Raw genomic sequence first — 25,031 nt, 5'->3', positions numbered from 1 at the left:
TCCAGGTGGCCGCCGTTCAGAACGGCTCGTTCGCCGGAGGTGCCTCACGGGGCGGAGCGTCGGCGGCGAGCGCGACGGGTGCGGCGGCGAGCAAGGACAGTACGGCGGTGAGAGCGGCGGCTCTCGACGTATTTCGCGACAGTGAGGCCCGCATGCGGGGCGTCTCCTTCGAGCGTGGGATCAGTGGACCACGGCCGTGCCGGGGAGCGGGTCGGCTGGAGGCAGACCCACCCCCCGGCACGGAGTCGGAGGGCCGTTGTGGCCGCAGGGTCAGGAACCGGCCTTGAAGGTGTACGTCGCAGAGGCCGGGCCGACCTTGGTGCCGTTCGCGAGCGTGGCCGCTGACCTGGAAGGTCGCGGTGTACGTACCGGCCTTGGTGAAGACCCAGTTGGCGTGGTCGTGTTCGCCCGCCGCGATGTCCTTGACATTGGTGAGGGTCGCGTCACCGCTGTCGCAGGAGCGGTTGCTCTTCGGGCACAGGCCGTCCTTGTAAACGGTGATCTTGCCCGGACCCGACACCGAGACCAGCTTGACCTGGACCTTGTTGTTCTGGAACACACCGCTGGTCAGGTGCTCACCGGAAAGCCCCGGCCACAGCAGATTCGTGTTCTGGACCTGCGGCAGGCGGAAGACGGTGGAGCCCGCGGTGCCCAGGTGCGTGTAGCAGCTGCCGGTCGGGACGGTGTACGCCGACGCGCGGGAAGCGCCTGGAGGACCACGTCGGCAGGCGCGTACTCGACGTCCGGTGTCACCGACTCGTCGTGGACGTGCAGGTCCAGCGCGAGACCGTCGTACTCGACGTCGAGGACATCGACATGCCCCTTGGACAGCGTGGTCCCCGCCGCGTGGGCCGAGGCGAGCCCGCCGACGGCGATGGCAGCGGCCACGGATCCGGCGACGGTGAGAGTGCGCGTGATGGTACGCAAAGGAAGCCCCCCTTGAGCTTGGATGTCTTGATGTGCACTTACTCCACAACGATAATCGTTTTCATTAAGGCGGGGCAAGGGAGTTGGGACAACTGAAGGTGCCATGGCGGAGTTACGTCCGGCCTCCGCCGGGACAGGCTCGTGTCGCTCGTCGTTCAGGAATCCGTCGATGCGGCTCGCGCGGTGGGAGGAGGGCCGACGAGCGGTGCGACAAGGGTGGAGCGTCCTCGGCCGCGAGCGCCCGGGGCGGCTCGCTCGGCGGCGCTCCGTGTGTTCTGTCGGTGATCGCTGTGGACGGAACGCCTAGGCTTCCACCCGGTACCGGCCTCGACCCAGGAGCGCACCTCATGTTCGGCCCCGTTCAGAAGCATCCGTACCCCGACGCCCTTCGACCGGACGAAGGACCTGAGCCGCACGCACTGCTCGCGCCGCTGATCGGGTTCCTCGGCACCTGGGTCGGCCGCGGCCGAGGCGGGTACCCGACGCTCACCGAGGAATTCGCGTACGCGCAGGAGGTCACCTTCAGTCATGACGGGCGACCATTCCTCCGCTACGAGGCGCGAGCCTGGCTGCTCGACGCGGACGGCGCCCCGCTGCGACCGTCGGCGCGGGAGAGCGGCTGGTGGCGGCTGCAGCCAGAGGCGCGCGTGGAAGCGCTGATCACCCAGCCCACCGGCGTCGCGGAAATCCTGGTCGGCCATGCGGCTGACGGCTCGGTCGACCTCGCCTCCCATCAGGTGGCTCTCGCTCCCACCGCGAAGGAGGTCGACGCCACGCGCCGCCGCTACACGCTGACGGACGAGGGCACGCTCGACTTCGTCCACGACCTCGCGGCGGTCGGTCAGCCGCTGCAGCACCACCTGTCGGCACGGCTTCGACGGGGGGCAGCCGGCTAGTCGGGCGGACCGCGCCTGCGGGACCCGGGCCGATGGCGCCCGGCGTCAACGCGGCGTTCCCCGCTTTCTCGCGTCCGACGTAAAAAGGTGGAAAAGCGGGTAAACCATTGGGGCGTGTACGGCATCCTCCCAGGCGTGATGAGCCTGACGGGGACACCGTTCTTCCTGGCCACGATCGCGCTGGTCGCGGTCACCGTGCTGCTGCCCCTGCTTTTGTGGAGCCGGGTACGCGGTCCTGCCGTGGTGCGCGGCACGGCCCGCCTGGTGATGGTCGTCTCCGCGCAGGCGGCGGCCGTGCTGAGCGTCTTCGTGATGGTCAACAACACCAACGGCCTCTACGACAACTGGGCCGACCTGCTCGGCACCGGACACCACATCGTCGCCGCGCCGAGTCTCGGGCGCGACGGACTCGGTGAACACGAGCGTCTGGCGAGCCAGCCGAAGATCGTCCAGGACTTCAGCCTGACGCACGATGCCCGGATGGGCCGCGGCGTTCGCGTCACCCAGCTGACCGGCCGGGTGTCGGGAGTGCGCGGCGAGGTCTACGTATGGCTGCCGCCGCAGTACGGCCAGCCGGCCTTCCGGCACCGCAAGTTTCCCGTGGTCGAGCTCCTCGGTGGCTTCCCCGGATCGGCGAAGGCGTGGTTCGGCAGCCTGCGGGTGCAGTCACAGCTGGGTTCCGGGATGCGCAGCGGGCGGATCGCCCCGTTCATCCTCGTGGAGCCGCGGACCAACCTACTGGCCGGGCAGGACACCGGGTGCGCCAATGTGCCGGGTGTCGTGGACGCCGAATCCTGGCTGAGCGTGGACGTCCGGCGGATGGTGACCGACACCTTCCGCGCGCAGAGCCGTGCGAGCGGCTGGGCGGTGGCCGGGTTCTCGGCCGGGGCACACTGCGCCGTGAAGCTGGCGCTCGCCCACCCCGACCGCTACCGGGCCGCCGTGGGCCTTTCCGGCTACAACGATCCGGCCGCCGAACGGGTCTCCCTCACGGCCCGGGACCCGAGGCTTCGGCGCGTCAACAACCCGCTGTGGATTCTGCGCCACGCCACCGCCCCGCCGCCCGTCGCGCTGTATCTCTCGGGCGGGCTCAACGACGGCTACCGTGACGGCCTCGCACTGCGGCGGGCCGCGGTGTTCCCGACACGGGTGGCGGTGTCCGAGGTGAGCGGGCCGCACACCATCGGACTGTGGAAGCGCCAGGTGCCCCAGGTCTTTCGCTGGCTGACGGCAGAACTGGCGCCCTACCCGGGCGGGGTCACTCGCGCGAAGGGCATCTGACCGACGAGGCCGGACCGGTCGCGGAGTCCGGTCGAGGCACGTGCCTCGTCGGCCGTGAGTCCGACGTCATTCCGGCCACGGCCGCCGACCCCGGGGAAGCGGCCTGACGCCGCACGCCGTGCAGTCGCCGAAACCTGCCGTCGAGCCATACTGCGGTGCCACGGTCGGCCGGACGAACACCGGCGGACCGATCATCCGGGAGCGTACGTGAGTTCGGCGGCCGGCTCGGCCCATTCGGCCTCTCCGCGGCGGTCGGGGCACGCCGTCCGATGCCGACCAGCAGTGCGCCCTGTCAAAGAACGACGTGGAGGCCGCCGATTCCCGCACATGCCGCGCGCCGTGACGCCCGGCCGGCGACCGCCAGCGCGCTTGAACCGGTGGAGCCCGGACAGCGCCCGCATGGCCATCTGCCGGCGGAACAGCGACTTGCCGCCGTCCTCCCCTGCCGTGACGATCAGCCGGTCCCACCGGGTCGGCACCCCGGGGGCGGCGGCTCGTCGCGCACGGCCAGGCCCCGGTCCCGCACCGCCTGCGTGTCCACGTCCGTCGCCACCGGCCGGCGAACGGACACCGCCCGGGTGCGCTGTCGAGGGGCTGACCCCGGAAGGCCTTGAGCGGGCTCTCGACGCCGGTGTCTCGCCGGTGAAGCCGGTCACGAAGTCGCTCTGGGGCTACGGCGGCGTCGTACGAGCCCCTGACGGGGCGCTCTGGAAGGTCGCTACCTCCGCGAAGAAGGACAGGGGCCCGGCCACCCGACAGATCGAGCAGTTCGTGCTCCTGCTGGGAGTGGACGACGTGGCCGCGAGCAAGCAGTTCTACGTCGACCGCGGCTTCGTCGTGGGCAAGAGCTTCGGCCGCAAGTATGTCGAGTTCGCGACGCCGTCGAGCCCTGTCAAGCTGGCGCTGTACGGTCGCCGGGCCCTCGCCAAGGACGCCGGCGTCTCTCCCGACGGCACCGGATCCCACCGGCTCACGATCGGCAGCGACGGCGCTCCCTTCACCGACCCGGACGGGTTCGCATGGGAGACGGCGTCGTAACCGGGTGCCACTCGGCTCGGCGTGACACCAGGTGTCGGCCACCCGGTCCTGTCCCGGGACCGGGTGCCTGTTCAGCCCAGACGGTCGGCCCAGTCCGCGGGGACGCGCCCCTGTGGTCCGGGAACGGGTTGATCGGTGGGGTGGCTGTGCGGCGGAGCGAGGTCAGGGCCTGCCTCGTACAGCTCGGACGTGTCGTAGCTCCAGAACCACGTCTCGCCGGGCTCGAAGCTCCGGATGACGGGATGGCCGGTCGCCTTTGCGTGGGCGGTGGCGTGCTTCGAGGGGGAGTCGTCGCAGCAGCCGATGTGCCCGCACCGGGCGCAGCGCCGCAGGTGGAACCACCAGCCTCCGGAGGCGTCGCATTCGGCGCAGCCCGTGCCGCTGGGCGGTACGCCCGGATCGATTCCTTCTGCCGTGCTCATGCGGCTCCTCACAGTGTCGGCGTGCCGAGATCCCCTGCGACGGGTGAGCGGCATGCGCCCCGGGTGGTGGTGGCAAGGGTGCCATGAAGTGCGCCGCGGACCCGGCAGGTGAGGTACTGCCAACAGTGTGGCGACCGCCGGTGGTGCCTTGCCGGGAGGGCGTGCCGCGATGTCTTTCCAGCGTGGCGCGTGCCAGGCGAGTCGGGTGTTGCGGTCCACGCCGACGGCGCGACACGAGGCCCGCACCCGAGACGCGCACGGTCCGCTGACAGGCGGCACCGCATGCGCCTCCGGTCAACGCGTCCTGCGGCGGGGCCGATCGCTCACGGGACACCGCTCACCTCGGCGGCCCACCCGCCCCCTGCTCGGGCGGTGGAAGTCGTTGCGCACGGCCGACGGCTCGTTGCCCGGCCGCACGACACCGGATCACTGCTGGGGGACCCCGCGCACAGGATGCTTGCTCATGACGGAGACCCGGTTGAACGCGTTGATGGTGATCGCCACCCAGATCACCGCGGAGATCTCGTCGTCGGTGAGGGTTTGACGGGCCGCGTCGTAGGCGTTCTCCTGTGCGACAGCGTTCGCGGGCTCGGTGGTCGCTTCCGCCAGGGCGAGTGCCGCACGTTCCCGTGCCGTGAACAGTTCGGTGTCGCGCCAGGCGGGCAGCACGCCCAGGCGCTGGGTGGTCTCGCCCGCACGTAGCGCGGCCCGGGTGTGCACGTTCAGGCAGTAGGCGCAGTTGTTGATCTGTGACACGCGGAGGTTGATCAGCTCCACAAGCGTGCGGTCCAGCCCCGCGTCCGCGGCGACGGCGCGGACCGCACCGGACGTCTCGACCAGTGCGTCGTAAGCCTTCGGGCTCTGCTTGTCCACGAAGACCCGCTGCCTCACGGGGCCTGCTGCTGTCTCGCTCAACCTGGACTCCTTCACGGGACTTCTCGGCCCCCGCTCGTCCTGCGTGTGCTTGATGGGCGTCGGTCTACCATCAGGCATGATTATTGAACATGAAACCGTCTCTGGGAGGGGTGTGCGATGAGCGACGTCGAGAAGGACCTCACCGAACCGCGCTGCGGGGCATCGGACCAGGGTGGGCAGGTGCCGCAGGTCGACGTCCTCTCCGCGCGGGACGTCCCGTTGGGTGGTCCGCGGGCGATGACGGTACGGCGCACACTGCCGCAGCGGTCCCGGACATTGATCGGGGCCTGGTGCTTCATCGACCACTACGGCCCCGACGACGTCGCCGACACGGGCGGCATGGACGTCGCACCGCACCCGCACATCGGTCTGCAGACGGTGAGCTGGCTGTTCAGCGGGGAGATCGAACACCGCGACAGCCTGGGCAGCCACGCCCTCGTGCGGCCCGGCGAACTGAATCTCATGACCAGCGGGTACGGCATCAGCCACTCGGAGGTCTCCACCACGCGCACCACCACCCTGCACGGCGTCCAACTGTGGGTGGCGCTCCCCGAGGAACATCGCCACACCGGACGCGATTTCCAGCACTACGTTCCGGGCCCGGTCCGCTTGGACGGAGCCGAAGTCAGGGTGTTCCTCGGGACGCTGGCAGGTGACACCGCTCCGGTGCGGACCTTCACACCCCTGCTCGGTGCCGAACTCGTCCTTGCTCCGCACTCGACGACCACGCTCGCCGTCGACGCCGGCTTCGAGCACGGCCTGCTCGTCGACAGCGGGGAGGTCCGCATGGCTGGAACAAGCCTGCACCCGGCGGAGTTGGGATACCTCGGCACGGGAAACGACACCCTGACGCTGACGAATGACGCGGACATCGCCGCTCGGGTGGTGCTGCTCGGCGGGACGCCGTTCGAGGAACAGATCGTCATGTGGTGGAATTTCATCGGCCGGAGCCACGAGGACATCGTCGAAGCCAGAAAAGCGTGGCAGAACGCGTCCGACCGCTTCGGCGAGGTCGATGGCTACGACGGCGACCCTCTGCCCGCCCCCGCCCTTCCGAACGCCACCATCGCGCCGCGCAAGAACCCGACGCGCCACTGAAAGGCCCATGATGACGCAGCCCGCCGCCGCTCCGACTGTTCAGCGAGTGGACCTCAAGCACCGTTACGAGATCCTGGTCGACGGCAAGACCGCCGGTCTCACCGTGTATCGCGACCGTGACGGCCGGCGTGTTTTCTACCACACCGAGATCGACGACGCCTTTGCCGGACAGGGGCTGGCCTCGATGCTCGTGCAGCACGCGTTGAACGACGTTCGCGCCTCGGGGAAGCGCATTGTGCCGGTCTGCCCCTACGTGGCGAAGTTCCTCAAGAAGCACGACGAGTTCGCCGACATCACCGATCCGGTGACCCCCGAGGTCCTGTCCTGGCTGCAGACCATGCGGTCGCACTGACCTTCCGCGACGTGCCGTGCGGGACCCGAAGGAGCCCGGGGCGGAGGTCGCCTGCGAGGTCAGGCCACGCCGAGGTCGGTACAGTACGCGATCGTCGCATCGTCCGCCGCCACCGCGTGGCGAGCCTCCGCCTGCCGGACACGATCGATGACTTCGGCGGGTCCGCTCGACTCCAGGACGGTCATGACCCCTGGCCAGTCGGTGAGCCGGAACCTGTCCACGATGCGGCCGGCTCCATTGCTGAGCAGGGCAGCGCCGGTCAGTTCGGAGATCGGACAGCTTGCGGTGATCGCCTCGTCCGCCGCTCTCGGATCGTCCTTGGCCACCCGGAAGCCACCGGGCCGGTTCCGGCGGGCGCGCAGGCTTCGCAGGACTCGGTGGTACTCGTCGCTGCCTTCCGCAGCGGCCTGGAACGCGGCTCGGTACGACCGGCTGATCATCACCTCCCGGGGATCGGAGACGACGAGCGGCGGACCATCCGCCCTGTCGAGCACGACGACCGAGTCACCGAGCACCAGGTACTCGACGAGGCCGTCGGACAGGCGCAGAACGGCTACGGCCGCCGACGGGCTGATGGGGTCGGTGACGTCGCACGTGTCCCGGTGATCGTCCGTCACCTGCTCGATGGCCTCGGCGAGCAGCACCGATAGGCCGCGGTCCCGCACGAGTGACAAGAGGCCGAGAAGGCTGCCTCCCAGGCGACTGGCGTACCAGGCCATACCGTGCCGACAGACTGATTCGGTGCCGGGCATGCCGGCGCCGTCGATCAGCACCGCCGCCGTCGGCAGGGCGCCGGTGAAGTCCTCGTTCGTGCGGCCGGTCCGCGCCGCGGCGCTCGTCATCGTCACCCGCATGCCCTGTCCCCGTCCTCCCGTCGATCGAGGCGCCGACCCGACAAGTGCCGACGCGCTCGGGGCGCACACCCGCGCTCCAGCCATTGCGTCGTCACCGCGACCGCCTCGGCCTCGTGCTTGCGGGTGTGGAAACCGTGAGCGGCACCGGAGACGGTGTGGAACTCCCAGCCCGGAATCGTCTCGGCGGTCCGTCGAGCGATGTCGAAGGAGACATGGGTGTCACGGTCTCCGTGAAGCACCATCGCCGGCGGGCTGTCGGTGGCGTAGGCCTCGATCGGCCGGTACCGGGCCATGTCGGCGAACAGTACCCGGCCCAGAGGGAAGACGCCGTTCAGGAGCAGATGGCCGTTCTCCGCCAGCTCCGCCAGCTCCGCCATCGCCGCGGGGCCGAAGTTCGCCAGGCCCCACGGCAGCTCTGGCTCCAGGAACGTCCGCCGCAGATCGAGCACGGGGTTCCACAGCACCAGTCCCACCAGCCGCTTACCGAGCCAGGGCATGGACAGCCCGGTCGCCACGGCGCCGAAGCTGGCCGCCACCACCGCCAGCGGGCCGGGGAACTCCTTCGCGGCGTACTCGACGACCGCCTGCAGATCGAGCATTTCCCCGGCGATCGTCATGCCCTCAGGGGTCCCGCCACTGGTCCCGTGTCCGCGGAAGCTGAATCGGAGGGTGGTCATGCCGCGCGTGGACAGGCGGTCGGCGAGCCGGACGAACACCCCGCCCTCGTCCAGGTCGGCGGAGACACCGTGGACGAGGAGCACCGTGCCGTGAGCCCCCGGCATCCGGAGCGGAGCGGTGCACGGCGGCTGCCAGCTCGATGCCGTCCAACGACGTCACACGCACGACATCCATCACCCAATTCCTTGTACAGAGGTCCGGTCGTCGGGATGACGGTCAGGGGACCCAGCGGTAGAGCAGCACCTTGTTGAAGAGATCGTCCTCGACGTTGACCAGGTACTCCCCGGTGGAACGCCGGACCGCGGAGATGCCGTAGGGAATGTCGACCCACCCGGTCCGTTCGACTCCGCCGACATTGCTGCCCGGGAGCCAGCTGCCGACGGCGCTCCCGTCACTGGCCCTCCAGACCCAGACCTTGCCGCGGGTCTGGACACCGACGGTGAAGATGTAGTCGCCCGCCCACGCGAGGCCCACCGTGGTCACGCCCGGTGTCGCCGTGGTGTCCCAGGGCAGGAGCATCGTCCAGGTCGCCGTACGGTTGCCGGTGCTCCAACGGTCGTAACGCGCCAGGACCTTGCCGGCCTCCTTCCAGTAGGCGTTCTCGAACGGCGCTGTGGGCGTGTACCCGGACATATACATGACGTCGCCGGCAACGTCGTAGTGCAGGCGGCGGACAGTGGTGAACGGCGCGGGCAGGGGGACCGTCACCATGCCGGTGTAGTCGTAGATCGGGTTGCCCTGGGCGTCGAAGCCCTGCAGGGGGTAGCGGCGCAGGTTGCGGTCCCCGCCCTCCCAGACGTCGCCATTGGTGTCGACGAACCAGACCCAGCAGTTGCCCGGGGAGTTCTGGCCGGTGCCCGGCTGGAGGTATTCGCCGGCCTCGAACGCCCCGCTACCGCTCAGGTCGCGCCAGATCCATTCGCCCTGTGCCGGCTGGTACGGCGGCCACGTGGGGTCGTCGCCGGTCCAGTGCTGTTTGAAGAACGCGCCTGACGGCTTGGCGATCTCGCCCTCGAAGCGGTAGATGAGCAGGTGCGAGGAGTACATGCCGGTGATGTACATGTACAGCGAGCCGTTCTTGCGCACCAGCATCGGAGAAGCGGCGTGGTGCTGGTGACCGGTCAGGAACAGGCGTGCGTCCTGGGGATACTTGACGGAGTCGAGGGAGTAGCCGCGCCAGGCCACATCGCGCCCCGGGGGCTTTGTGACGTCGACACGGTAATGGCACTGCTTGGTATAGACGTCCAGCCCGTCGGACTGAGGGTCGAAGCCGGCGGCGTCCACGAAGGCGCTCCCCTGGAGCTGCCAGATCAGGTTTCCCGCAGAGTCGAACTTACGTATCCACGACCCGAACTCGCACAGGGAGACGTAGACGTTGCCCGCCGAGTCACCGCCGACGCCGGTGATGCCGAAGAATTTGTCGGCGATGTTGCGGCCCGGCGTTCCGGCCCCGATACCGCCGGCAAGGCCCAGGCTTCGCGCCAGCACCGGCGTCCCGGACAGGTTGCCGTACGTGTGCTCCTGGCGGAGCGGGCCGTTGTCGCCGACCAGCAGGTCGCCGTGCACGTCGATGGCCAGCGACGTCGGGACCCAGTCACCTGCGGGCCCGCTGATGGTGCCCGGCAACGCGGTCCCGGTGTTGGAGAAATGCAGGACCCGCGCCGGGCGCGCGGAATCGACGTGCCAGAAGTGTCCGTCGTTCGTGTCCCGTGTGATGTTCTCGACGACCCAGACACTGCCGTCGGTGTCGATCGCGACCGCGCCCGGCTTGTTGACGCTCCAACTCCGCAGGAGCGATCCGGTGGCCGCGTCGAAGACCTTCACCTGGTTGGACACCCGGTCGGTGGCCACCACCTGCGTCGCCGAAGCGGCCGCTGCGGCCGGCGGGCTGCCGACGTTGAACGTCAAGGACGTACTGGTGCCGTTCAGGGTGAAGCGCGTCAGGCCGTTGCCGACGGTGAGATAGGCATAGGCCCGGTTGACCGCGACCGCGTCGCCATTGGCACCTCTGCAGTTCCCGATGAGGTGGCCGTCCTTGTAGATGCCGGCATAGTTGCCGGCCTCGTCCCAGAAGCTGACGGTGTAGACCGTGCCGTCGGGGGTGACGGCGATATTGAAGATGAAGTTCTGCACCCACTCGGTGGCCCCGGAGAACGTGTTCCCGGTCCAAGAGGTGACGACATCGGACGTGCTGATGGACGGGGCAGCGGCGGTCGCCGGCGCGCCAAATGGTCCTGACGTTGTGTCAGGAACCGCCGTCGCGGTGGCGGCGTTCTCCATGGAGAACGCACCGGCCAGTCCTGCTGCGATCGCGGCGTTCCTGCCGTAGGTCAGCGCCTGGCGACGGGTCACCGCGCCATTGCCGGGTGAGGGGAGGTTACGTTCCGGCGTCCTGTCGCTCATGATCAGGATCCTTTGCTCGGTGAGCATCTTCCGGTCGGCTGGAGATCAAGTGACCGGTCACTTGACGTCGTTGAAGATAGAGACGCTCAAGCGGTGCGTCAATCCATGTGAGTTGACTTCCACTCGATGACGCGGAGCCCTATGATCCGGTGTGCTCAAGTGAACGGTCATTGGTTAGGGGTCCCTGAGTGTCCGATCGGCCGACTCTGCGCACCGTCGCGGCCAAGGCGGGTGTCTCGCACCAGACGGTCTCCCGGGTGGTGAACGGCGATCCCACGGTCACCGACGGCGTTCGGGACAAGGTGCTCCACGCCATGCGTGTGCTCGACTACCGCCCGAGCGCGGGCGCCCGTGCCCTCGCGAGCGGGCGCACCGAGGTCGTCGGCGTCGTCCTTCCGTACAACCCCGGCTTCGCGTTCTCCAACGACCACCTCATCCGCCTGGTCGGGGGAGCGGACCAGGAACTCGCCGCCCGCGGCTACGGCTTGCTGTTGTCCACCCCCGAGGTGCCCGACGACGCGTCTTCGGCCCATCGGCGCTTCACCCGACGCCGTCAGGTCGACGGCCTGCTCGTGGAGGCCGGGGCCGGCGGGGAGGCGCTGCCCACGCTGCGGTCGGCCGGCTATCCCACCGTCGTCATCGGCTACACCGACGAAGACATCTACCGCGTCCACCCCGACGACGAGGGCGGCGCCTACGCCGTCACCCAGCACCTGCTGGCCCTGGGACACCACAGGATCGGCGTCGTCAACGGCCCGGTCGAGAACCGGCTCGCCATGGCCGCCCGGCTGCGGGGCCTGTGTCGCGCCTTCGCCGACGCCCGCCGTGCGACCCCCGACGACCTGATGGAACACGGCGACTTCACCGCCGCGTCCGGCTACTCCGCGGCCGGACGGCTGATGGCGCGACCCGAGCCACCCACCGCGATCTTCGCCTTCAACGACAGCATGGCGTTCGGCGCGATGCGCTGGCTGCGCGAGCACGGCCGAGCCCTGCCGGCCGACGTGTCCGTGGCGGGCTTCGACGACACCACGGCCGCGGAACTCGTCGACCCCGCGCTGACCAGCGTCAGCCTGCACAGCACCGACGTGGGCCGGCGGGCCGCGCGGATCCTGCTCGACCTCCTGGACGGACGGCCCCCGGCACAACGCGAGAACGTCACGCCCAGCACCCTCGAAGTCCGCGCGTCCACGGCGCCGCCCCCCAGGGCGAACTGATTTGAACGCAGGGAAAGGACAGCCGAACCGATGGAGTACACGCAGCGCTTGCGCACCGCGAACGCATACGTCGAGGACGTGTCACCCGGCAACGGCCGGGCACGGCCCCGTGCGTCGTTCCGCTCCGACGCACCGGTGATCGAACTGGACGGTTCGTGGAGCTTCCGGCCGGCCGCCGGGCTGAACGACCTGACCCCGGGATTCGAGGACCCCGCGTTCGACGCGGGGTCCTGGCCCCGCATCGCGGTGCCCTCGTGCTGGCAGATGGACGGCCTGCCGGGACCCACCCGCTTCGGCGCTCCCGCCTACACGAACATCACGTACCCGATCCCGGTCGACCCGCCCCGGGTGCCCGACGACAACCCGACGGGGGAGTACCGCCGGGAGTTCGAGGCCGAAGAGCGCTTCGCCGACGGGGGAACGGCGGTCCTCAGGTTCGAAGGTGTGGACTCGTGCTTCGCGGTCTGGCTGAACGGGATGCGGCTGGGCGACGGCAAGGGCAGTCGGCTGCCGACCGAGTTCGACGTCACGGACGTGCTGCGCACCGGACGCAATGTACTGGCGGTCCGGGTGCACCAGTGGTCCGCCGGGACCTACCTGGAAGACCAGGACATGTGGTGGCTGTCGGGGATCTTCCGCTCGGTGCGGCTGCTGGCCCGGCCCGCCGACGGCGTCGCCGACTTCTTCGTCCACGCCGACTACGACCACCACACGGGCGTGGGCACGCTGCGCATCGATGTCGAGGGCACGGCCCGGCTCACCGTCCCGGAACTCGGGCTCGTCGACGCCGACCCGGCCGGACCGCACGCCGTGACCGGTGTCACGCCCTGGAGCGACGAACAACCACACCTCTACCCGGGTGAGTTGGCGACGGCGACGGAACGGGTGCCGGTACGGATCGGCTTCCGGCGGGTCGCTGTCGAGGACGGGGTGCTGACCGCCAACGGCAAACCCTTGCTGTTCCGCGGCGTCAACCGGCATGAATGGCACCCGGTCACCGGACGGACGCTGACGCACGAGACGATGCTCGCCGACGTACTGCTGATGAAGCGGCATCACATCAACGCCGTCAGAACGAGCCACTACCCGCCGGACGCGGCCTTCCTCGACCTCTGCGACGAGTACGGGCTCTGGGTGATCGACGAATGCGACCTGGAGACACACGGCTTCTCGAAGAACGCCTGGCGGGAGAACCCCGGTGCCGACCCGGTCTGGCGGGCGGCGCTGCTCGACCGGGCCGAGCGGATGGTGGAACGGGACAAGAACCATCCCAGCGTCGTGATCTGGTCGCTGGGCAACGAGTCGGGCACCGGCGCGAACCTGGAGGCCATGGCCGCATGGATCCGTGAACGGGACCCGGACCGCCTCATCCACTACGAGGGCGACTGGGACAACTGTGTGTGCACCGACCTCTATTCGGTGATGTACCCGGACCACTCCACGGTGGCGGCGATCGCGTGCGGGCAGGAACCGCTGACCGGCGACCCCGCGAACGACGCGCGGCGGCGCGCCATGCCGCTGCTGCTGTGCGAGTACGGGCACGCCATGGGCAACGGGCCGGGCGGACTGCGGGAGTACCAGGAGCTGTTCGAGTCACATCCGCGACTGGCCGGAGGCTTCGTCTGGGAGTGGATCGACCACGGCATCGCACGGCGGGACGACGGCGGAAGCCTGTATCACGCCTACGGCGGGGACTTCGGGGAGCCCGTCCACGACGGCAACTTCGTCATCGACGGGCTGCTGTTCCCGGACCGCACCCCCTCGCCCGGCCTGCTGGAGTACGCGAAAGTCATCGAACCGGTCAGGATCGATGCCGCGCCGGGCCGGGGCATCGTGATCCGTAACCTCCACCACACACGTGACACCGGATATCTCAAGTGGACCTGGCGCCTGGAGGCGGACGGTGTCCCCGTGGCCGAGGGCGAGTGGGACGTACCGGTGATCGGGCCCGGTGAGCAGGGCCGTGTCGATCCACCTAACGCCCTGGCCAAGGCCGCCGACACGGCCGGGCAAGGAGAACTCTGGCTGACCGTGAGCGCCGGACTCGCCGCGAACGAACCCTGGGCCGGCGTGGGCCACACGGTCGCCTGGACCCAGATCGGGCCGGGCGCCGACAGCGCGTCGCGGGACGTTCCGCCGGAGGCCTCACCAGTGCGCGAAGCCGGCGGCGGGGTCGCGGTACCGCGCCGCGACGGTGACGTGATCACGCTGGGCGCCGGCCGGTTCGACGCGGTCACCGGGGCCCTGATCAGCCTCGCTGAACTGCCGGTGCGCGGGCCCCGGGTCGATGTGTGGCGGGCACCGATCGACAACGACCGGTTCTCACCCCTGGGCGCGGCATGGCGGCAGGCCGGACTGGACCGCCTCCGGCACAAGGTCCTTGACATCGGGACCGACGACGACGGGATCACCGTACGGACCAGGATCTCCCCCGTCGGCTCGGACCTTGCCCTGCGCGTCGATTACCACTGGAGGCCCGAGGACGGGAACCGGCTTGCGCTGACCGTCGACGTCACACCGACGCGGCCATGGCCCGTCCCGTTGCCCAGGCTCGGCGTGGCGATGACCCTGCCGGGCGAGTTCGACCAGGTCACCTGGTTCGGCCTCGGACCCGGCGAGGCCTACCGGGACAGCGAATCCGCGGTGCGGGTCGGACGGTACGAGAGCACAGTCGAGGCCATGCAGACCCCGTACGTGCGCCCGCAGGAGAACGGCAACCGGAGAGACCTCCGGTGGGCCCGCCTCACCCGCTCCCGTCCGGGCGGGTCCGGCGTCGACGGCATCGAGATCACCGGCAGCCCGATGTTCGACCTGACCGTGAAACCCTGGTCCACACAGGCGTTGCAGAGCGCGGCCCACACCGCCGATCTGGAGCCCGACAGTCTCGTCCACCTCAACATCGACCTCGAACACCACGGCCTCGGCAGCGGCTCGTGCGGACCGTCCGTCCAGCCGCGGCATCATCTGGCCGCGGTCCCGGCCCGATTCACGTTCGGGATCCGGCCCATCGAAGGCGAGGCCGGCGATGCCGTAGGGTGATCCGCGGGACCTCGGCGGCTGTGCGGTTGCCCAGCGAGACAACGTTGGCGCCCTCACAGGGCCATGTCGCCGAGAGGAGCGTTCCGTCCATGAGTACGGGTGCGAGCACGACGGGGCCGAGGCGCCCCACGATGGTCGATGTCGCGCGCGAGGCAGGCGTCAGTCTCAAGACCGTTTCGCGCGTGGTGAACGGCGTGTCCACTGTCGACCCGGAGCTGGCCGAGCGTGTGCTGACCGCGGTGACCCGGATGGGGTTCCGGCGCAACAACAAGGCGCGGGACCTGCGTTCGCGCAGTACGTCGGCGACGGTCGGCCTGCTCATCGAGGATCTGGCCAACCCCTTCTACGCGGGCATCGCCGCCGCTGCGGCGCAGTGCGCCCTGGAGCACGACACGCTGCTGATCACGGCCAGTTCGGAGGAGGACGCCGACCGCGAGCGCAAGCTCCTGCTGCAGATGTGCGAGCACCGGGTCGACGGGCTGCTGGTCGTGCCCGCCGGCAGCACCGCCGACCACGTCTACCTGCGCGCTGAAATAGAGATGGGCACACCGGCCGTCTTCCTCGACCGTCCGCCCACCAACCTGCGCGCCGACACCGTGCTCATCGACAACGCGGCGGGCGCGCGGGCCGCGATCGAGCACCTTGTGGCCCGTGGTCATGAGCGGATCGGCGTGCTGTCGGACTGGCTGAGCATCCACCCCATGGCCGAGCGGCTGTCGTCCGCCGAGAGCGCGTTGGAGGGGGCCGGGCTGCCGTACCGGCCCGACCTGATCCGGTACGGCCTGCACACGCTGCGCGACACCGAGGCCGCGGTCGAGCGGATGGTCTCGGCGCCGCAGCCGCCCACCGCGCTCTTCGCCCTCAACAACCGGATCACCCTCGGCGCCCTCGGCGCGTTGAACCGGCTGGGGCAGGACCTGGACGTGGTGGGTTTCGACGACTTCGAGACCGCCGGTCTGATGGCGCGCCCGCTGACCGTGGTCTCCTACGACGTGCGGGCCATCGGCAGGATCGGTGCCGAACTGCTGTTCAAGCGCATCGCGGGGGACAAGTCACGCCCCAAGACCGTCGTGATCCCCACGACCCTGGTCGAGCGCCGCACGTCCGGCGCCGAGGCGGAGGGCCTGAGGTGACCGGCGCCGCCACACCTCGCGGCCGGGGGCGGCACTGACCTCCGGCACCGGGGCCGACGTCGGCTGCCTGCGGGCCCAGCCCGCGTCGCGGCCGAGGCCGCGTTGCTGCCCGCGGATCCGGCCGTGACGACCAGCACCCACCTCGACAGCCTGCAACACACCCAGGCACTGGTACGCGAGGTGCTCCGACTGTTCCCCCCGAGCTGGCTACTGACCCGGCGCGTCAAACGACAGACTCAGCTCGCCGATTACACCATCGACGCCAGGTCCACCGTTCTCGTCTGCCCCTACACTGCGCACCGCGACGCACGGGAACACTCCGAGCCGGACCGGTTCCAGCCCGAGCGCTGGCTCGATGATTCGGGCTCGTCGGCGAAACCCGGAGTATTCCTGTCCTTCGGTACCGGGCCGCACGGCTGCGACGGAGCTGCTCTGGCCATGGCGATGCTGACGCTCCTGACTGCGCAGACCGCCCGCCGCCACCACGTGAGCGAGCCGCCCGGACCGGAACCCAGCTACCAGGTCACCACCTTGGAAGGTCTCGCACCTGTCGGCTTGCGCCTGCGTGCCACCTTGCGCAGCTGAGGGCAGTCCCGTTCCGACTGCCAACCGGAAGCGGTCGTCATCGCCCTTGGCAACGGCTTGCTCCTTCGTCCAGGCACGGTAGCTTTCGGCGGACCGCGGTAGATCCAGCCGGCTTCCTCGCCGCCCGTCATCGTCGGCGAAGCGCGTGAACGGTGTCCAGCCGTCGGGCTCGACAGCGCGTAGGCGTACCCGTTCACCGGTCCAGGACGACGCCAGGTCCTATTTGATCAGGCTGCAGTGCGCGCGAGGCTGAGAGGCACGCTCCCAACCTCTAGGCAACGTTGTCTCGACTGGCTATGGTTCAGAACCGACCCAGGAGGGCGACGGCTTCGGCTCTGTGCCGGGACGGCTCGTGTCGCACTGGTCGACGGCCCCCGGTTCATCGCCATCGACTACCTGACCAGGCGTGATCCTCTCGTTGGTCGACGGGAGAACTGCTGATGTAAAGCCGGCACCTTCTGACGGATGAAGGTGTCCCGAGCGAGTGTGTCGCACTGTTAGGCAACGTTGTCTCACCTCGTTGTGTTTCAAGGCCGAACCTTGGAGGGAACCGGAGATGGCCGACATCATGGATCTGGCGCAGTTGTGGGCCGACCATGACGCGATCCACGTGCACGGCGTCGAGGTCGTTCTGCTGACCGGAGGGTCGCGTCCCGAGGTGGAGCACGACGAGGACGGCGCGGTGATCCACCTTCAGGCCGGCCCGGCCGGACAGGTGCTGCTGCGTCTGGACGTCCCGATCGGCGACGCCGTCGGCTACTGGCATCCGGCGGCCGGCTGGGACCGACACCTGGTCGCGGACTGGGCGAGCGGCTGGCACAGCGTCGGCCTTGTCGCCTCGGCGCCGCTGGGCTGCCTGTACGACGCGGCCGGCTCGGCGCTGCTGGCCTTCGCCTCCGACCGGGACACGGCGACGACCAGGATCCGGTTCGGCGTCGCGGAGGCCACGGCCCGCTTCGGGGTCTGGCTGGCCATGGATCTGCGTCCGGAAGAGAGCTGCCGCGTACGCGTCCAGGCCGCGGGACGCCCCTTCGCCGACACGATGCGGGCCCTGACACACCGGCTCCGCGACGGCGAACCGCTGCCCACGCCCGACGCGGCCCGCACCCCGGCCTACTCGACCTGGTACTCGCTGCACCGGGACGTGGACGCGGCGCGGGTCGAGGCCGAGGCGGCGCACGCGGCCGAGGCCGGCTGCGGAATCCTGCTGCTGGACGACGGCTGGCAGCAACGGGCCCAGGGCCCCGGCTGCTCCGGCAGTGGCGACTGGACGCCGGACCCGGCGAAATTCCCCGACTTCGCCGCTCACGTCAAGACCGTTCAGGGCCTCGGACTGCGCTACCTGGCCTGGATCGCCCCGTTGCTGCTCGGCGAACGCACCCTGGCGCACGAGAAGATGAAGGAGTTCGCCCCGCACGCCGTGCCGCGCCTTTCGTGCCGTGTCCTCGACCCGCGCCACGAGGAGGTCAGACGGTTCGTCACCGAGGCCTGCGTGGGCCTCGTACGCCGCTACGGCCTGGACGGACTGAAGATCGACTTCCTGGATTTCGCGATGCTCCACGCCCAGGAGGAGGACGGCCGGGCCGGCACCGACATCGGCGTGGCAATGCGGCTGCTGCTGACCGAGCTGCGCGAAAGACTGCGCGAACTGCGCGGCGACGAACTGCTCATCGAACTCCGGCAGCCCTACACCGGTCCCGGCATGGCCGGCTTCGGCAACCTGCTGCGCGCCGAGGACTGCCCGGCCGACGCGACCGCCAACCGGGTTCGGACGCTGGACATCGCCGCCACCGCGGCCGGATCCGTCCACTCGGACATGCTGATGTGGGACCCCGGGGCGACGGCGGAGACGGCGGCCAGGCAACTCCACTCGGCCCTGTACGCGACCCCGCAGATCTCCGTGCCACTGGCCGGGCAGTCCGCCGAGCACCGCGCGATGACTGCCTTCTGGCTCGGGTTCTGGTGGGACCACCGCGACGTCCTCACCCGTGGCGAGATCCGCGCGGGACGGCCCGACCAGCTCTACGAGACGGTGATCGCAAGCGCCGGGAAGCGAGCCGTGATCACCTACTACGCCGAACACCGGGTCGCCCCGCTGCGCCTCGATGCCTTCACCGAGACCGCCCTTGTCAACTCCACCGCCGCCGCGCACGTGGTCCTGGACGTCGACGGCCGCGCCGTGGAGGTCCGGCTGGACGCGGTGGACGCCTGTGGCCGGCCCGCCGGTTCGTCCGTCCGGACCCTGGGCCCCGGCCTGCACTCGATCCCCGTTCCCCCCTCCGGTCTGTGCGTGCTCAGGCCGGTGCCACCCGCGGATTGCCCGCGCTGACGTCTGGAGAGGTCCGCTCGTGTCGAACAGTCAAGATCGACGTCCTCGTACCACCGCGGAATCGCCGGCTCCCGGCGAGATGTCCCGTCGCACACTCGTGGGCCTGGGGGCGGCGACCGTCCTCGGAGCAGCGGCCACCGGCGTTCTGGCGCCGCGCGCCCAGGCCGCTGGAGCGGCCGCCCCGCAGGCCGCGGCGGCGGGACCCACGGTCACCCTCGCCTTCTCCGACCCGACCGGGCTCTACCCGGTCGACGGAGACACCCCGGCAACCCCCGACCTGCTGGTCTCCGTGAGCAGCCCCACCGCGCTGAGCGGAACCGCCGTCTGGTCCGTCTCGGCCCGGAACCAGACCCCCGGAAGCGGAACGGAGTCCTTCGAGGTGGCGGCGGGCGCCCCGAGCACCCTCACGATCCCGCTCGGCCCGCTCGGCCCCGACTACTACCTGGTCACCGTGACCGTCACGGACTCGGCCGGGACGCAGTTGCTCGCGCAGAGCGTCGGGCTCGGCGTGATCCGGCCCACGGTCGCCGGACGGCGTCCGCAGTCGGTGTTCGGCATGGGCATCCGGCCGGAATCCACCCCGGCGATCACCAAGCAGATCGCGCAGCGCATCGGGGTGAAGTGGACCCGGGGCATCGCCTCCGTCCAGCCCGACACCGTGTCCCCGAAAGCGGGGGTGTTCTGGCAGCAGCCCCAGATCGATGTCGCCCGAGCCGAGATAGCCGACTGGCACGAGCACGGGATCGAGACCCTCGGCGGCATCAACTACAACATGTCCTGGAACGTCCAGCCGGGCCCGAACGGCGAGCCGCTCAAGCTCTACCAGAACCGGCCCAAGGACATGACCGCCCATGTCGAGATGGTCTGCCACGCGATCGCTCCGTTGCAGGACCTGGTCCCCAACTGGGAGCTGTGGAACGAGCCGTGGGTCCATGGCTGGACCTGGAAGACCGGCGACGCACAGGACTACCGGGACATGTGCCGGATGATCTGGGAACGGCTGAAGCCGGAGTACCCGGACCTGAACCTGATCGGCGGCGGTTCGGTCTCGTACAACCGTGACATCGTCTATGCCCAGGGCTCCAAGGACACCGGCTACATCGACGGTTCGGTCAACCACGCCTACGGCTACCCCGACGCCACGCAGTACGCGATGGCCAAGACGCAGATCAAGATGGACAAGCTCTGGTCGCGGACGAAGGGGCGCGCCGGGCAGTGGCAGACCGAGCTGGGCACCGCCACCCGCTACAACTTCGCCGACCTGCCTCCCGAGGAGGCCGCCTACGGGGTGGCCCGGACGCTGGCCCCCACCTATCTGCTGCACATGCTCGCCGGTGCCGAAGAGGACACCGCCATCCGGATCTTCTGGTTCTCCCTGTCCTACGACAAGGGCTACTCGGGCGACGACTTCAACATCTACGACGCGACGACCAGGACGCCGCGGCCCGTGGTGGTCGCCTACGCCACGATGACGAACCTGCTCGAAGACTCCGTTCTGCAGGAGGAGTTGTACCCCGACGCGAAGTCCACATGGGGATTCCTCTTCCGCGGCGCGGACGGCAAGGGCAGGGCCGCCGTCTACGCCGACCAGCTCTACGACGGCACCGACGAGCACCAGAGCGCCGGTCACACCGGCACCCTCACCCTGAACGACGCCCGCGGCATCCGCGCCTACGACTACCTCGGGCGCCGGCTCACCGACGGCAGGTCGTCCCGTGTCACGCTGACGCTGAAGCCGTGGGAGGCCGTGTACTTCGACAGCGACCTGTCACCGGCCGCGCTCCGCAAGGCACTGACCGACGGCGCGCGCTTCGACTACACCACGCCGCTGCACGTCAGCCCACTGTCCTTCATGAAGCCGCTGGACTCGACGAGTACCATCGACGTACGGGTGGAGAACGTCACGCCGAAGGCGCTGGACGCCTCGCTCGGGATCACCCCGCCGACGGGCTGGCGGGTGGGGCGGCGGACGGTGCCGGTCAACGGGATCAAGCCCGGGGAGACCCGCGTCGTCTCCTTCCCCGTCACGAAGTTCGAGGCCGACGAGACGAACCGGTACACCGTCGGATACGACGTCACCGTGGCTCACCGGCCGGGCTTCCACCAGAGCGGATCGCAGACCGTCCAGGTCGCCTATCTCCCGTTCCGGCACATCACCGTCGGCGGGAGCGCCAGCCAGTGGAACGACGTCATACCGGTGACGATGACCAGCGTGACCGCGGCCGGTGACAGCAAGACCTACTCGTTCCAGGCCGCCTGGGACGATGCCTTCCTGTACGTCAGGGCCCTGGTCGGAGACGATCTCCAGGTGTCGAACCCGGCGTTCACGGTCGACGAGTACAAGTTCCCGTTCCAGGCGGACAGCGTCCAACTGGCCTTCGACGCCACGGCCGACAAGACCGAGGACCTGTTGGCCGGCGACCCGCACTACGAGAAGTGCCTGCGGTCGATCTCGCACCTGTACGTCGCCACCCTGGCCACCGGAGGCCGTTCCGAGCTGCACCGGCAGCTGGCGCCCGGCACCAACTACCAGACCTTCTACCCGACCAACGCGGTGCTCCCGACGCCGCTCGGCCCGATGGACGCAGGGCAGGCCGACGGCACCGAGGGCCGGGTGCTCGTCTCCAGGGACGACGCCAACAAGTCGACCCGATACGAGATCGCACTCGCCTGGAGCCAACTCCCTGAACTGGCAGCCGAGGTGAGAGCCGCGCGTCCCGGGAGCGTCACCCCGGCCACGTTCGCCGTCCAGGTGCAGGACGCCGGAACGACCGGTCACGGAGCCACCTACTGGACGACGCAGTCGGAGCCCCCGACGTCGGGCTGCTACAACTTCGCCCCGTTCTGGGGCACCGGCGCACAGTTCACCGGCGGTCGCGTGGACACCCGGTGGGGCATCGGGCGCTGAGCGGCGCCAGGCCATCCGCGGCACCCGCTCCGCGGGAGTCCGGCGGCCGGGCGGCTCCGACGCCGGACTCCCCACCCGCCGCGCGACGCCCCGCGCACACAGCCAGGAACCGGACCGAGGACCCGGATCGAGGACGACCGGCGATCCCGGCCGAGGAACCGGCACGAACACGGCCCGCCTTCCCGGCCGAGGAACCGGACCCAGCGTGGACCAGCTGTATCCGTCGGCCCGGCGCTCGCACGCGTGGCGAGCGCCGGCCAGAACCAGGAGCCACACCCGTGAGCGACACCCCCGACAAGCCCATCGAGCCGCCATGGGCGCAGCCCTCCGGCGTCCGGATCACCTCGGTCCGGGCCATCCTCACCGCACCGGCCGGTACGACGCTCGTCGTCGTCCGGGTCGACACCAGCGAACCCGGACTGTACGGACTGGGCTGCGCCACCTTCACCCAGCGGGCGGCGGCGGTCGCCACCGCGGTCGACGAGTACCTGGCGCCGCAGCTGATCGGGCGCGACCCCGCCGACATCACCGACATCGCGTCGACCCTGCACGTCAGTGGCTACTGGCGCTCCGGCCCGGTGCTCAACAACGCGCTGTCCGGGGTGGACATGGCGCTGTGGGACATCAAGGGGAAGCAGGCCGGTGTCCCGGTGTGGCAGCTTCTCGGCGGCCGATGCCGTACCGCGGTTCCCCTGTACGCGCACGCCCAGGGCCGGGACGCCGAGGAGGTCGCCGACGACGTACGCGACCTGATGTCCCAGGGCTACCGGCACGTGCGCTGTCAGGTGGCCGTGCCCGGCGCGGGCACCTACGGAGCGCCGGCCGCCGAGGCCCCGGTCGGTTCCCGCCCGCCCCTGACCCCGAACGCCTGGGACCCGGCGGCGTACCGGCGCACCGTAGGCGCGTTGTTCGGGCACCTGCGCCAGGAGCTGAGCTCCGAGGTCGAGTTGATCCACGACGTCCACGAGCGGGTGCACCCCACCGACGCCGTGCGGCTCGCGAAGGATCTGGAGCCGTACGACCTGTTCTATCTGGAGGACCCGGTCGCGCCGGAGGACATCGAGTGGCTCCGCACCCTGCGCAGCCGGACCGTGACTCCCATCGCCATCGGCGAACTGTTCACCAACCCCGCCGAGTACCGGCCCGTGGTCCAGGAGCGGCTGTGCGACTTCATCCGCGTCCACATCTCCGCCATCGGAGGCATCACCCCGGCCTGGCGGCTCGCGGGCGCGTGCGAACTGTTCGGCGTGCGGACCGCGTGGCACGGCCCCGGTGACGTCTCGCCCATCGGCCATGCCGCCAACCTGGCCCTGGACCTGGCCTGCCCGAACTTCGGGATCCAGGAGCAGCACCTGTTCGGGGCCGCCGCGCGGGAGGTGTTCCCCGGCTGCCCCGAGATCCACGACGGCCACCTGTGGCCGAGCACCGCACCCGGACTCGGCGTCGACTTCGACGAACGCCTTGCCCTGAAGTACCCGCCCCGGTTCCCCGCCCCCGGTGGTGTGTGGAAGCCGCCGCGACGAGCCGACGGTGCCCTCCAACGCCCCTGACCGACCGCCCGAAGGAGCCCGACCCATGAGACCCCGTACACCCTTCACGATCCTCGCCGCGGCCGTCTGCCTGGCCACGGTACTCGGCGCCTGCACCACCCCGTCCTCCGGAAACGGCGGCGGCGGAGCCAAGCAGAACGTCACGCTGACCGTCGCGGAGTGGACCAACCCCGGCGCCGTCGAGTTCACCAAGGAGCTCAACGCCAAGTTCGAGAAGGCGCATCCGGGCGTCACCGTCAAGCTGCAGACGGCGCCGACCGCCAACGGCGCCTGGCAGCAGCTGTGGAACAGCATGCTGCACTCCAAGTCGGTGGACGTCCTCGCCCAGTTCGCCCCGACCCAACAGGGTTACGCACCCGAGTACACCGACCTCAAGCCCGGCGGATCGGCCGCGCTCATCACGTCGGGACAGCTGACCGACCTGAAGGACCAGCCGTTCATGAAGCGCTACGACGCGGCGGACCAGGCCGCCGCGGTCGGTTACAAGGGCGGCGTCTACGGCGTGATGGCCGCGGAGTACGTCGGCGCGGGCGCACTCTGGTACAAGAAGGACCTGCTCAAGAAGTACCACATGTCCGTCCCCACGACGTTCCAGGAGTTCCTGGACGACTGCGAGACCCTCAAGAAGGCAGGAGTGACGCCGATCTTCGTGTCGGCGAAGGACGGCATGCACGGCGGCGTGTGGCAGGGCATCGCCAACCAGATGATCATGAAGGGGCGTCAGTCCTCGGAGTCCGTCAAGGTGTCCGAGGACCGGGCCACCGCGTTCTGGAAGGGCACACAGTCCTGGGACGACCCGGTCTACAAGAAGATCTCGCAGCAGCACCAGAAGGTCATGCGGCACATCGAGCCCGGTGCCTCGGGCGTGTCCCAGCAGACCGCGCCCGGGGTGTGGGCGGCGCGGACCGACAACTACCCGTTCCTGCTCGACGGTTCCTGGGACGGAGCGGCCCTCCAGCAGGCCAACCCGAAGCTCGACATCGGGTTCTTCGTCCTGCCGGGCACGGATGACGCCGCGGCCAACCGTGTCGCGTTCAAGCCGGACCTGAGCTGGGTGGTCCCGTCCGCGGCGACCCACAAGGACCTGGCGATGGAGTGGCTCGCGATGTTCTCCGAGCCCGAGAACTACAAGAAGTGGCTGGCCGCGACCGGCTCCATCTCCACCCAGCCGGCGCTGAAGAACACCAGCCTGCCGTGGATGGACTGGCTCAACGACCACATGGACGACGCCTACCCGCAGCTCACCAACCCGTGGGTCCCGGCCGGGGCACCCCTCGACGCGGCCGGTCCCGATCTGTACAAGCTCGCGCCGATCGGCGGCGACAGCGTCGACACCATCCTGTCCCGCGCGGCATCGGCCTACCGCAAGTCGGTCGACAAGTAACAAACGCACCCACGGAAAGGAG

General features: G+C 69.8%; 19 protein-coding genes and 1 pseudogene. 13 read left to right on the top strand and 7 right to left on the bottom strand.

Annotated features, from left to right (window positions below):
- Positions 1-16 precede the first annotated feature (16 nt).
- Together ABZ826_RS12400 and ABZ826_RS12395 are read right to left on the bottom strand one after the other, a co-directional pair.
- On the bottom strand, positions 17-655 hold the full coding sequence (locus ABZ826_RS12400; protein WP_361446321.1) for a choice-of-anchor M domain-containing protein: 639 nt from the start codon (positions 653-655) through the stop codon (positions 17-19).
- Entirely contained in the window at positions 568-927 is a 360-nt protein-coding gene (locus ABZ826_RS12395; protein WP_361446329.1) for a hypothetical protein, read from the bottom strand. The genes ABZ826_RS12400 and ABZ826_RS12395 overlap by 88 nt, the downstream gene beginning before the upstream one ends.
- Positions 928-1,274: 347 nt before the next feature.
- Here ABZ826_RS12395 and ABZ826_RS12390 point away from each other — a divergent pair, with 347 nt between their 5' ends.
- From ABZ826_RS12390 to ABZ826_RS12380, 3 genes and pseudogenes are all read left to right on the top strand, one after another.
- Positions 1,275-1,823 (top strand): FABP family protein, encoded by a 549-nt coding sequence (locus ABZ826_RS12390; RefSeq protein ID WP_361446215.1) that lies wholly within the window; start codon positions 1,275-1,277, stop codon positions 1,821-1,823.
- Positions 1,824-1,961: 138 nt separating this feature from the next.
- Entirely contained in the window at positions 1,962-3,104 is a 1,143-nt protein-coding gene (locus ABZ826_RS12385; protein WP_361446319.1) for an alpha/beta hydrolase-fold protein, read from the top strand.
- Positions 3,105-3,713: 609 nt separating this feature from the next.
- Positions 3,714-4,142, top strand: a pseudogene (locus tag ABZ826_RS12380) (glyoxalase); the annotation flags it as partial.
- A 71-nt stretch (positions 4,143-4,213) separates the two neighbouring features.
- Here the strand turns inward: ABZ826_RS12380 and ABZ826_RS12375 are convergent.
- Complete coding sequence (locus tag ABZ826_RS12375) at positions 4,214-4,564, bottom strand: UBP-type zinc finger domain-containing protein (RefSeq protein ID WP_361446213.1); 351 nt, start codon at positions 4,562-4,564, stop codon at positions 4,214-4,216.
- 426 nt (positions 4,565-4,990) lie between these two features.
- Positions 4,991-5,479, bottom strand: a complete 489-nt coding sequence (locus tag ABZ826_RS12370) for a carboxymuconolactone decarboxylase family protein (protein ID WP_361446211.1) — start codon at positions 5,477-5,479, stop codon at positions 4,991-4,993.
- Positions 5,480-5,596: 117 nt separating this feature from the next.
- Between ABZ826_RS12370 and ABZ826_RS12365 the strand changes: the two genes are divergently transcribed.
- The gene (locus ABZ826_RS12365) at positions 5,597-6,577 is read left to right on the top strand and encodes a pirin family protein (RefSeq protein ID WP_361446209.1); all 981 of its coding nucleotides are present in this window, start codon (positions 5,597-5,599) and stop codon (positions 6,575-6,577) included.
- A gap of 10 nt (positions 6,578-6,587) precedes the next feature.
- Complete coding sequence (locus ABZ826_RS12360; RefSeq protein WP_361446317.1) at positions 6,588-6,929, top strand: GNAT family N-acetyltransferase; 342 nt, start codon at positions 6,588-6,590, stop codon at positions 6,927-6,929.
- A 59-nt stretch (positions 6,930-6,988) separates the two neighbouring features.
- On the opposite strand, the gene ABZ826_RS12355 is transcribed toward ABZ826_RS12360, so the two are convergent.
- The 3 genes from ABZ826_RS12355 to ABZ826_RS12345 form a co-directional block, all read right to left on the bottom strand.
- The gene (locus ABZ826_RS12355; protein WP_361446207.1) at positions 6,989-7,783 is read right to left on the bottom strand and encodes an integrase; all 795 of its coding nucleotides are present in this window, start codon (positions 7,781-7,783) and stop codon (positions 6,989-6,991) included.
- Positions 7,774-8,565: an alpha/beta fold hydrolase gene (locus ABZ826_RS12350; protein ID WP_361446205.1), complete on the bottom strand. Its 792-nt coding sequence runs from the start codon at positions 8,563-8,565 to the stop codon at positions 7,774-7,776. Before ABZ826_RS12350 ends, ABZ826_RS12355 begins: the two co-directional genes overlap by 10 nt.
- 112 nt (positions 8,566-8,677) lie before the next feature.
- On the bottom strand, positions 8,678-10,864 hold the full coding sequence (locus ABZ826_RS12345; protein ID WP_361446203.1) for a hypothetical protein: 2,187 nt from the start codon (positions 10,862-10,864) through the stop codon (positions 8,678-8,680).
- 188 nt (positions 10,865-11,052) lie between these two features.
- Between ABZ826_RS12345 and ABZ826_RS12340 the strand changes: the two genes are divergently transcribed.
- The 8 genes from ABZ826_RS12340 (at position 11,053) to ABZ826_RS12305 (ending at position 25,009) form a co-directional block, all read left to right on the top strand.
- On the top strand, positions 11,053-12,081 hold the full coding sequence (locus tag ABZ826_RS12340; protein ID WP_361446201.1) for a LacI family DNA-binding transcriptional regulator: 1,029 nt from the start codon (positions 11,053-11,055) through the stop codon (positions 12,079-12,081).
- Positions 12,082-12,111: 30 nt separating this feature from the next.
- The gene (locus ABZ826_RS12335; protein ID WP_361446199.1) at positions 12,112-15,120 is read left to right on the top strand and encodes a glycoside hydrolase family 2 TIM barrel-domain containing protein; all 3,009 of its coding nucleotides are present in this window, start codon (positions 12,112-12,114) and stop codon (positions 15,118-15,120) included.
- Positions 15,121-15,209: 89 nt separating this feature from the next.
- Complete coding sequence (locus ABZ826_RS12330; RefSeq protein WP_361446197.1) at positions 15,210-16,253, top strand: LacI family DNA-binding transcriptional regulator; 1,044 nt, start codon at positions 15,210-15,212, stop codon at positions 16,251-16,253.
- Positions 16,254-16,376: 123 nt separating this feature from the next.
- The gene (locus tag ABZ826_RS12325; RefSeq protein ID WP_361446195.1) at positions 16,377-16,838 is read left to right on the top strand and encodes a cytochrome P450; all 462 of its coding nucleotides are present in this window, start codon (positions 16,377-16,379) and stop codon (positions 16,836-16,838) included.
- Between the two features lie 556 nt (positions 16,839-17,394).
- On the top strand, positions 17,395-19,167 hold the full coding sequence (locus ABZ826_RS12320; RefSeq protein WP_361446193.1) for an alpha-galactosidase: 1,773 nt from the start codon (positions 17,395-17,397) through the stop codon (positions 19,165-19,167).
- Between the two features lie 79 nt (positions 19,168-19,246).
- Complete coding sequence (locus ABZ826_RS12315; protein WP_361446191.1) at positions 19,247-22,075, top strand: hypothetical protein; 2,829 nt, start codon at positions 19,247-19,249, stop codon at positions 22,073-22,075.
- A 278-nt stretch (positions 22,076-22,353) separates the two neighbouring features.
- Positions 22,354-23,625, top strand: a complete 1,272-nt coding sequence (locus ABZ826_RS12310) for an enolase C-terminal domain-like protein (RefSeq protein WP_361446189.1) — start codon at positions 22,354-22,356, stop codon at positions 23,623-23,625.
- Positions 23,626-23,650: 25 nt separating this feature from the next.
- Positions 23,651-25,009, top strand: coding sequence for an extracellular solute-binding protein (locus ABZ826_RS12305; protein WP_361446187.1), 1,359 nt, complete (start codon positions 23,651-23,653; stop codon positions 25,007-25,009).
- Positions 25,010-25,031 lie beyond the last annotated feature (22 nt).

Origin of the sequence: Streptomyces sp. NPDC047515 (genome assembly GCF_040643055.1) — a bacterium.
GTDB lineage: Bacteria > Actinomycetota > Actinomycetes > Streptomycetales > Streptomycetaceae > Streptomyces.
Note: the sequence above shows the minus strand (reverse complement) of the source record. Positions and strands in the feature narration are given on the sequence as shown.